The organism is Mesorhizobium sp. CA13 (assembly GCF_020165235.1).
Taxonomy (GTDB): Bacteria; Pseudomonadota; Alphaproteobacteria; order Rhizobiales; family Rhizobiaceae; genus Mesorhizobium.
In genome coordinates, this window is record NZ_JAIUHS010000018.1 from 75,538 (window position 1) to 84,490 (window position 8,953).

8 protein-coding genes are annotated in these 8,953 nt (G+C 65.1%); 3 read left to right on the forward strand and 5 right to left on the reverse strand.

The window, feature by feature from the left end; genetic code table 11:
* Positions 1–34 precede the first annotated feature (34 nt).
* The 5 genes from LB566_RS28410 to LB566_RS28430 form a co-directional block, all read right to left on the reverse strand.
* Positions 35–1,582, reverse strand: a complete 1,548-nt coding sequence (locus LB566_RS28410) for a DegQ family serine endoprotease (RefSeq protein ID WP_224629271.1) — start codon at positions 1,580–1,582, stop codon at positions 35–37.
* 195 nt (positions 1,583–1,777) lie between these two features.
* Positions 1,778–2,497 (reverse strand): MBL fold metallo-hydrolase, encoded by a 720-nt coding sequence (locus tag LB566_RS28415; protein ID WP_224629273.1) that lies wholly within the window; start codon positions 2,495–2,497, stop codon positions 1,778–1,780.
* A 52-nt stretch (positions 2,498–2,549) separates the two neighbouring features.
* Positions 2,550–3,716 (reverse strand): diphosphate--fructose-6-phosphate 1-phosphotransferase, encoded by a 1,167-nt coding sequence (locus LB566_RS28420; protein ID WP_140550384.1) that lies wholly within the window; start codon positions 3,714–3,716, stop codon positions 2,550–2,552.
* Between the two features lie 110 nt (positions 3,717–3,826).
* Positions 3,827–4,594 (reverse strand): L,D-transpeptidase, encoded by a 768-nt coding sequence (locus LB566_RS28425; protein WP_224629275.1) that lies wholly within the window; start codon positions 4,592–4,594, stop codon positions 3,827–3,829.
* Between the two features lie 252 nt (positions 4,595–4,846).
* Positions 4,847–5,107, reverse strand: coding sequence for a hypothetical protein (locus LB566_RS28430; protein ID WP_224629277.1), 261 nt, complete (start codon positions 5,105–5,107; stop codon positions 4,847–4,849).
* Here LB566_RS28430 and LB566_RS28435 point away from each other — a divergent pair.
* The 3 genes from LB566_RS28435 (at position 5,106) to xylB (ending at position 8,699) form a co-directional block, all read left to right on the forward strand.
* The gene (locus LB566_RS28435; RefSeq protein ID WP_224629280.1) at positions 5,106–5,729 is read left to right on the forward strand and encodes a LysE family translocator; all 624 of its coding nucleotides are present in this window, start codon (positions 5,106–5,108) and stop codon (positions 5,727–5,729) included. The two genes, LB566_RS28430 and LB566_RS28435, sit on opposite strands and share 2 nt — an antisense overlap.
* A gap of 108 nt (positions 5,730–5,837) precedes the next feature.
* Positions 5,838–7,163, forward strand: coding sequence for a tetratricopeptide repeat protein (locus LB566_RS28440; protein ID WP_224629281.1), 1,326 nt, complete (start codon positions 5,838–5,840; stop codon positions 7,161–7,163).
* 81 nt (positions 7,164–7,244) lie between these two features.
* Positions 7,245–8,699: a xylulokinase gene (xylB, locus tag LB566_RS28445; protein ID WP_224629285.1), complete on the forward strand. Its 1,455-nt coding sequence runs from the start codon at positions 7,245–7,247 to the stop codon at positions 8,697–8,699.
* Positions 8,700–8,953: the final 254 nt, after the last annotated feature.

The window sequence follows — 8,953 nt, forward strand, 5'->3', positions numbered from 1 at the left end:
CTGCCGCGCCCGCCTTTACCTCAACGGCCATCTTTCAGCCATTGGCGAAGGGCACGGCGACATAGATCTGGGCGTCGCCTCGTTCCACCAGCAGCAGCACCGATTTGCGGCCTGACTTGCCGGCCTGCGCGATCGCTTGGGTTACCTGTTTCGCGCTCTTGACCGGAGCCTGGTTGACGGCGACGATGACATCGCCCGGCTGGATGCCGGCAGCCGCTGCCGGCTTGTCGGGGTTGACGCTGGCGACCACCGCGCCGTGCTCGTTGTCGGCGAGGTTCATCTGCTGGCGAATGTCGGGCGTGATGTCCATCAGGCCGAGGCCTATCGCCGGCGCGCGTCGGCCCTGCTCGACGCCCGGCGCGCCGGAGTCGTCGGTCGATGCCGACTTCACATCGTCGCCGTTGCGCCCGACCTCGACGGAGATCTGCATGGCCTTGCCCTTGCGCCAGACCTCGAGCGATTCCTTGGCGCCGGGCGAGACGTCCGCCACCGCCCGTGACAGGTCCTTGGGATCCTTCACGTCCTGACCGGCGAAGCTGGTGATGACGTCGCCGGTTTCGATGCCGGCGCTTGCCGCGGGCGAGCCGTCATTGACTCGCGAAACAAGTGCGCCACCGGCATGGTCGAGGCCGATAGCATTGGCTACATCGGGCGTTACCGGCTGAATCTCGACGCCGAGATAGCCGTACTGGATGGAGCCGTCCTTCATCAACTTGGCGACCACCTTTTCGGCCTGGTCGGACGGAATGGCGAAGCCGACGCCGACGCTGCCGCCATTGGGCGAATAGATCGCCGTGTTGATGCCGACGACATGGCCGCTCACATCCACCAGCGGACCGCCGGAGTTGCCGTGGTTGATCGGTGCGTCGATCTGGATGAAATTGTCGAACGGTCCGCTGTGCAGATCGCGACCGCGGGCCGAAACGATGCCGGCGGTGACCGTGGTGCCGATGCCGAAAGGGTTACCGATCGCCAGCACCTCGTCGCCGGTCATCAGCCTGTCGGAATCACCCCATTTGATGGTCGGCAATGGCTTGCTCGCCTTGACCTTGAGCACGGCGAGATCGTTCTTGGCGTCGCGGCCGACAAGCTTGGCCGGAAGCTCGGTGCCGTCGTCGAGCGTCACCTTGATCGAGGAAGCGCCGTCGACGACGTGATTATTGGTGACGATGGTGCCATCGGCACTGACAATGAAGCCGGAGCCGAGCGCTTCGGACCGCGGTCCCTGCCGCTGCGGTGGCGTCTTTGGCATCGGCATGCCCTGATCGCCGAAGAACTGGCGGAAATAGTCGTCGAAGGGCGAGTTGCCATCGAAAGGCGAAGCGTCGCTCATTGCTTCCGACTGTGTTTTCATGACCGTGGTGACGGTCACGACGGCCGGCTTGACCGTGGCCACGACCGGAGCGAACGAACCGTTGGGAGCCGTTATCCCGGGAACCGGGGTTTGGGTGGTCGCAACCGCGTTGCTGGTGGCGGCGCCGCCGGAATTCTGAGCGAATGAGACGACAACGGGGGAGATGATCAGCGCGGCGCCCAGCAGGGCGGCGACGCGATGTCTGCGAAGAATATCGAGAGGTGACATGGTCGTTCTGTCCGGGCGAGAGTTGATCCTGGGCCGCGGATGGTTCTGGGAAACATCCGTCGGCTGTCGACAGCCGGATTGCCTGTCTCGCCGCGCATGGCAGCCGGCCGGATCGACAAACCAGCATCTAGGGTGCGGATTGGCCCGATTTAGGGTTTTCGGGCGACCTTACGAAGATTTAATTTTAGAGCCGTCTTATGGACCAGCCGCTCGGCTGAGATAGGCCGAGGCGATCTCGCGCATGCGCTCGCCGTCGAAACTCGGGCCGTGACCGCCATGGCCGATGCGGACCGGCAGGTCGAGCAGGCGCCGCATGGTGAGGCGATAAGCCGACTTGTCGGAGTCCGGCAGGTCGTCGATCAGCCGGTCGTCATAGATGGCGTCGCCGCTGAAGAACAGGCCGTCTGCTTCGTCGAACAGCGCGATCGAATCCGGCGAATGCCCGGGCAGATGCAGCACGCGGAATTGGCGGTCGCCAAGATCGACGACATCGCCCTCGTCGAGGGTGCGCGTCAGCGGCGCTGGCGGGATCTTGTAATCCGCAGCCTTCCAGCCCGGCGCCGGCAGTTGCGAGACGGCGCCGTCGAGGTCATGGAACATGTAGGCGTAGGTCGCCGCCTCATCCATGCTCTCGAATTGCGCGGCGCTCATCCTCGGTCCCGCGCGCAGCGGGAATTCATGCAGCGAGCCGACATGGTCGAGATGGATGTGGGTGGCGACGACGATGAGCGGTTTGCCGGCCCGGGTTTCGATCTCCGGCGCCAGCGGGCGGATGCCCATGCCGGTATCGACCAAAAGGTCGGCATCACGGCCGGTGAGGTGCCAGATGTTGGCGCGCACATAGGCATGCACGAACGGCTCGGTCAGCATGGTCGTCTTGTCGTCGACGATGCTCCTGCTGAACCAGTTCTCCATCAGAAGCTGGCCGGCATCAAGTGTGAGCCTGGCATCAAGTGTGAGCCTGGCATCAGACGAAGGGCTTTCCGACCTTGTATTTTTCCGGCACCAGCCGCTTCAGGTAAGCCATGCCGGCGTCGGACAAATGGTTGGCGTCCGGCTTCATGAAGTTCTCGGGCATGTGACGGGTCTTGCCGGCCACGTTCTTCAGCGGCACCTTCTTCAGCACGGTTTTGGTGCCGTCATATTGCAGCGCCACGGAGCCGCCGCCCTGTTCGGCCACGGTGACCGCGAAAGCCCCCGCGTCGAACGCCTCCTGCGCGTCGACGGCGCTGATGGCGCCGACATAGCCGCGCGGCATGTAGCCCAACGCATCGACGCGGGCGCGCTTGCCTGGCAGCCCTTCGGCGAGCGCCCGCTCGAGTGCTGCCGGCAGGTCGCTGCCCGACAGCTTGACGTTGCCGTGCTGGTCGCGCTCCAGCTTCTCCGGCGGCACCAGGCTTTCAACCAGCGCCTTGCCGTCGGCGGTGCTGACCCCTTCCGAGACGGCGACGATGCAGCGCTTGTGACGGTCGAGCGTGGCGCGCACGTCTTCGATGAAGGCGGCGGCCGAGAACGGCCGCTCCGGCACGTAGACGAGATGCGGACCGCTGTCGGGATCGAGTTGCCAGGCCGCGGCCGCGGCCGTGAGGAAGCCGGCGTGCCGGCCCATGACGATGCCTACATAAATGCCGGGCAGAGCGCGGAAATCGAGATCGACGGACAGGAAAGCGCCGGCGACGAACTCGGCCGCCGAGATGAAGCCCGGCGTGTGGTCGTTCTCCTCGAGATCATTGTCGATGGTCTTGGGCGCATGCACGAAGGCGATCTTGCCGCCGGCGGCATCGGTCAGGATCTGCTGCGTGCCCGACGTGTCGTTACCGCCGATATAGATGAAGGCATCCGCGCCGGCCTTCCTCAGGCCGTCGAGGACGACCTCGCAATAGGCTGCATCCGGCTTGTCGCGCGTCGAGCCAAGGGCCGCGCTCGGCGTTCCGGCGATCAGCCGCAGGCGGTCTTCCGGGACGGCGGAGAGATCGACATAATTGCCGTCGCGGATACCGCGCACGCCATGGATTGAGCCCAGGACCTTGGCGCCGGGATGCCGCTTGCGGATCTCCAGCGTCGCTCCGACCACGGTCTGGTTGATGACGGCCGTCGGGCCGCCGCCCTGCGCGATGACGAAAGTTCCGGCCATTGGTGAAATTCTCCCGGGCGATTGAATTTCAGGCACCTTCGCCTGTCTTTGGCCATCGCGCAACGGCAGAAACGACCGGCCGCGCCGGCGGCCGGGAGGTCAGGCATGAGCTAGACGACGACGACCGGGTTCTTCTTGGAAACGCGGCTGTAGAGGTCGATGATGTCCTGGTTGATCAAGCGCACGCAGCCCGACGACATGGCCTGGCCGATGCTCCACCATTCGGGCGAACCATGGATGCGGTAGCCGGTGTCCTTGCCGTCCTGATAGATATAGAGCGCGCGCGCGCCGAGCGGGTTGGTGAGGCCGCCGGGCTGGCCGCCCTGCCATTTTACCAATTCCGGTTTGCGGGCGATCATTTCCGGCGGCGGGGTCCAGGTCGGCCATTCCCTTCCGTACTGGATGTTGGCGCGGCCGGACCAGCGGAAGCCGTCCTTGCCGATGCCGACCCCATAGCGGATGGCATCGCCCCCCGGCTGGACAAGATAGAGCATGCGCTCGTTGAGATGAACGACGATGGTGCCGGGCGCTTCGCCCGTCTGGTCGACGACGATCTGGCGGCGGAATTCCGGCTTGATCTTGAGGTAGGGCACCTCAGGCACATTGAAGCCGCCGTCGCTCAGGGATGCGTACATGAGGTCGGGGCTGGTGATGTTCTTGTCGACGCTGATGCTCGGCCGGATCGGCCGCAGCGAACCGGTGACCGTGTCGTCGAGCTCGAGCGCCGGCAGGCCGCCGCCCGAAGTCGAGCAGCCGGCGGCGCCGAGCAGGGCCAATGCTCCTGCCCCGGATAAAACGGCGCGGCGGGAGAGAAGACTATCGGTTTCGATTGCTTCGCCGTTTCGCGGCGGCCTCAGACCTTGCGGCAACTCACGCATGTACCCAAACCCTACGCTGTCGGCGGGAAGCACGGTCCGGCCGGATGACGGGCATTTTCATCATTCATGGTTGATAAAGCGTGAAGGCCTTGCCCTGCCTGCATTTGCGGGCTGGCTGGGCGCCGTTGCGCCCTTTCGATGATCGCCAACCAGCGTCGCCTGCACAAAATCACCTCGGTCGGGTCATAATCCCGGCGCCGGTGCTTCCTACCTCTCCTGGTGACCGGCGAGGGGGCTCCATGTGCAAGACCCTTAAAGACCGACATCAAGCTTTTTGCCGCGGCCATTGTCGCGGCTGCCATAGTTCTCGGTGCCAATGTCAGCCTTGCCGATGTCGTGGCCATGCTGGGCGGCGCGAAGTGACGCCGAGTTGCCATTGGCGGCATTGAATGCCGGCGGTTTCAGGAATATGCGAGGCGGTTCTCCGTCCGGCGTTGCGTGGAAACAAACCTCTTTACATTCTCCCGGGCCCAAGGATTTATCCTCTTCTTTGAGCTCAAGGGAGACGAGCATGTCCTTCGAAAACTGGGCCGCCTTCGCTGCCGCCTCGACCATTCTCCTTGTCATTCCGGGACCGACCATCCTTCTGGTCGTGTCCTATGCGCTCGGCCAGGGCTGGCGCACCGCACTGCCGATGGCTGTCGGCGTGGCGCTGGGCGACTTCACGGCGATGACCTTGTCGATGCTGGGCATCGGCGCCCTGCTGGCGGCTTCGGCCACCGTCTTCACGATCCTGAAGCTGATCGGCGCGGCCTATCTGGTCTATCTCGGCGTAAAACTGTTCCGCGCCGGCGGCGCGCTCAAGGCCGAGCCGCGCACCGATGCCGTGTCCTCCGCCAGGATGACGGGGCATGCCTGGCTGGTCACCGCGCTCAACCCGAAAAGCATCACCTTCTTCGTCGCCTTCCTGCCGCAGTTCCTCGACCAGCACGCCGATTTCTGGACGCAGATGCTGATCTTCGAGACGACCTTCCTGGCGCTCGCCTTCGCCAACGCCTTCGGCTACGCGCTGATCGCGTCGCGAGCGCGCAACCTTGTGCGCAACCCCAAGGCGATCCGCGTCTTCAACCGCACCGGCGGCACGCTGCTGGTCGGCGCCGGCATCGCCACGGTGGCGATGCGTTCGGGGAATTGAAGACACGCGCCGCCAGCTTGAGTTGATGAGTTCCGACCTCTTCGGTTGGCGGTCCGACCGTCGATGCTCTAGCATCTGATTTCGATCAGCAGGGCGTCGAAAGTCGGTATGGCGATCAAGGATGCATTCGGCCTGACATTTTCGGGCGCGACGGAGGCGGGGTTCATGCCCTACAACCAGGCGCTGCGCGAATTGCAATGTTTCGTCGGCGATCCCGTCGGCTCAGTCGACCGCGCCATCGCGCAGGATCCCGGCTTCGTCATGGCGTATGTGCTGAAGGGTTACCTGTTCGGCCTGGCCACCGAGCGCGAGGCGACGGCTGTCGCAAGCGCATGTCACGCGGCGGCGCTACCGCTTGCGGCAACAATGCGCGAAAAGGCGCATGTCGCGGCTCTCGGCCATCTCGCCGACGGGCGCTGGCACGACGCCGCCGGCGTTCTGGAGGACATCGCCATCGAGACGCCGCTCGACGCACTGGCATTGCAGGCCGGCCACCAGATCGATTTCTTCACCGGCAATGCGCGTATGCTGCGCGACCGCATCGCCCGCGCCCTGTCGTCCTGGAGCAGCGACATGCCCGGCTATCACGCCATTCTCGGCATGCAGGCCTTCGGGTTGGAGGAGATGGGCGACTACAGCAGAGCCGAGACGTTCGGGCGGACCGCGGTCGAGATCGAGCCGCGCGACGGCTGGGCGCAGCATGCCGTTGCCCATGTGATGGAGATGCAAAGCCGGCAAAGGGACGGCATTGCCTGGATGCGGGCCAACCCGGACGCGTGGACGAAGGAGAGCTTTCTCCAGGTGCACAATTGGTGGCATCTGGCATTGTTTCATTATGATCTCGGCGAGGCCGACGAGGTGCTGGCGCTCTATGACGGGCCGGTCTACGGCACCCGCTCGACGCTGGCGCTCAACATGGTCGATGCCTCGGCGATCCTGTGGCGGCTGCATCTGGGCGGCGTCGATGTCGGCGATCGCTGGGCAACGCTCGCCGCCAGTTGGCTGCCAAAGGCAGGCGCCGGCAACTACGCCTTCAACGAGGTGCATGCGATGATGGCCTTTGTCGGCGCCGGCCTGGAGGCGCCGGCACACACCCTGCTCGAGGCTCAGCGTGAGGCGATGCGCGGCAGCGACGACAATGCCGCCTTCACCCGGGACGTCGGCTATCCGCTGGCGCGGGCGATCGAAGCGTTCGGCAAGGGCGATTTCGGCGAGACCGTGTGCCTGATCCGGCCGATCCGGGCGATCGCACACCGTTTCGGCGGCAGCCACGCGCAACGCGACATCATCGATCTCACCTTGATCGAGGCGGCGTTGCGGGCCGGCGACGGTGCCCTGGCGAAGGCGTTGGCAGCCGAGCGTGCGCTGGCCCGGCCGGACAGTCCGCTGTCGGCATTGTTTTCGCGACGCGCGATCGATTTGTCAGAGAATTGACCCGCGACGGATCTTGCCTTAAAAACTGGCTCGGCCAGATTTTTTCGAGATCCGAAAAAAATAATGGCAGGGGAGGAAACCATGTATCTCGGCCTCGACCTGGGCACGTCGGGCGTCAAGGCGCTGCTGATCGATGCCGGACAGACCATCATCGGTTCCGGCCATGGCGCGCTCGATGTTTCGCGGCCGCATCCCGGCTGGTCCGAACAGGATCCGGACCATTGGATACGCGCCTGCGAAGACGCAATCACCGAACTGAAGGCCTCCCATCCCCGGCAGTTCGCGGCGGTGAAAGGCATTGGCCTATCCGGCCAGATGCATGGCGCCACCTTGCTCGATTCCTCCGACAAGGTGCTGCGCCCCTGCATCCTGTGGAACGATACGCGCAGCCATGTCGAGGCGGCCGCGCTCGACGCCGACCCGCGGTTTCGCGAGCTGACCGGCAACATCGTCTTTCCCGGTTTCACCGCGCCGAAGCTCGCCTGGGTGAAGAACAACGAACCCGCCATTTTCGCCAAGGTGGCCAAGGTGCTGCTGCCCAAGGATTTCCTGCGGCTATGGCTGACCGGCGAGCATATTTCGGAAATGTCGGATTCGGCCGGCACTTCCTGGCTCGACGTCGGCAAGCGACGCTGGTCCGCCGACCTGCTCGCGGCGACGTCGCTCGATGAAAAGCACATGCCGTCCCTGGTCGAGGGTACGCAGAAGGCCGGTGGGCTGCGCGCCGAGCTGGCGTCGACATGGGGCGTTGAAGCCGGCATCCCGATTGCCGGCGGCGCCGGCGACAATGCGGCTTCCGCCTGCGGCATGGGCACGGTCCGTGCCGGCCATGCCTTCGTGTCGCTGGGCACGTCGGGCGTGCTGTTTGCCGCCAACGCATCCTATTTGCCCAACCCGGCAAGCGCGGTCCACACTTTCTGCCACGCGCTGCCCAATACCTGGCACCAGATGGGCGTCATCCTGTCGGCGACCGATTCGCTCAACTGGCTCTCGGAAATCTCGGGCAAGAGCGCCGGCGACCTGACCGGAGAACTTGGCGACACGCTGAAGGCGCCGACCGGCGTATCCTTCCTGCCCTATCTCTCGGGCGAGCGTACGCCGCACAATGATTCGGTCATTCGCGGCTCCTTCACCGGACTGGCGCATGAATCGAGCCGCGCCGTGCTGACCCAGGCCGTGCTTGAAGGCGTGGCGTTCGCCTTCCGCGACAGCCTCGAGGCGTTGAGGACAGCCGGCACGAGCTTGACACGCGTGACGGCGATCGGCGGCGGCTCGCGTTCGCGCTACTGGCTGAAGGCGATCGCCACCGCGCTTCAGGTGCCGGTGGATATCCCGGCTGACGGCGATTTCGGCGCCGCCTTCGGCGCGGCCCGGCTGGGCCTGATCGCGGCGACGGGAGCCGATCCGCTCAGCGTATGTACCGCGCCGAGGACAGATGCGACCATTGAGCCGGATGGCGCGCTTGGCGGTGCCTACGCGGATGCCTACCAGCGCTACCGGGCACTCTATCCGGCGATCAGGGCGGTAACCGCGTGAGTATGCGCGAGGCGCCCCCCTCTGCCCTGCCGGGCATCTCCCCCACAAGGGGGGAGATTAGCAGCTTGGGCGCCTCGCTCATTCCTGCAAGGCTGGAGATTAGCGAAGGCCGGCGCGACACCCCATCTCCCCCCTTGTGGGGGAGATGGCCGGCAGGCCAGAGGGGGGCGCCTCGCACCCCCCTTACCCCGTTAGTCTCACTGCGCAGGAACCTTATCCAGAAACCCGGTGATGCTCTTCAGGCGGCCGTTCTC

Bases quoted from the DNA above. Each gene is read 5' to 3' on its own strand.
- LB566_RS28420 (WP_140550384.1), bottom strand. From the start codon at position 3,716: ATGGCCGGAACTTTCGTCATCGCGCAGGGCGGCGGCCCGACGGCCGTC.
- LB566_RS28415 (WP_224629273.1), bottom strand. From the start codon at position 2,497: ATGGAGAACTGGTTCAGCAGGAGCATCGTCGACGACAAGACGACCATG.
- LB566_RS28430 (WP_224629277.1), bottom strand. From the start codon at position 5,107: ATGCTCGTCTCCCTTGAGCTCAAAGAAGAGGATAAATCCTTGGGCCCG.
- LB566_RS28440 (WP_224629281.1), top strand. From the start codon at position 5,838: ATGGCGATCAAGGATGCATTCGGCCTGACATTTTCGGGCGCGACGGAG.
- xylB (WP_224629285.1), top strand. From the start codon at position 7,245: ATGTATCTCGGCCTCGACCTGGGCACGTCGGGCGTCAAGGCGCTGCTG.
- LB566_RS28435 (WP_224629280.1), top strand. From the start codon at position 5,106: ATGTCCTTCGAAAACTGGGCCGCCTTCGCTGCCGCCTCGACCATTCTC.
- LB566_RS28410 (WP_224629271.1), bottom strand. From the start codon at position 1,582: ATGTCACCTCTCGATATTCTTCGCAGACATCGCGTCGCCGCCCTGCTG.
- LB566_RS28425 (WP_224629275.1), bottom strand. From the start codon at position 4,594: ATGCGTGAGTTGCCGCAAGGTCTGAGGCCGCCGCGAAACGGCGAAGCA.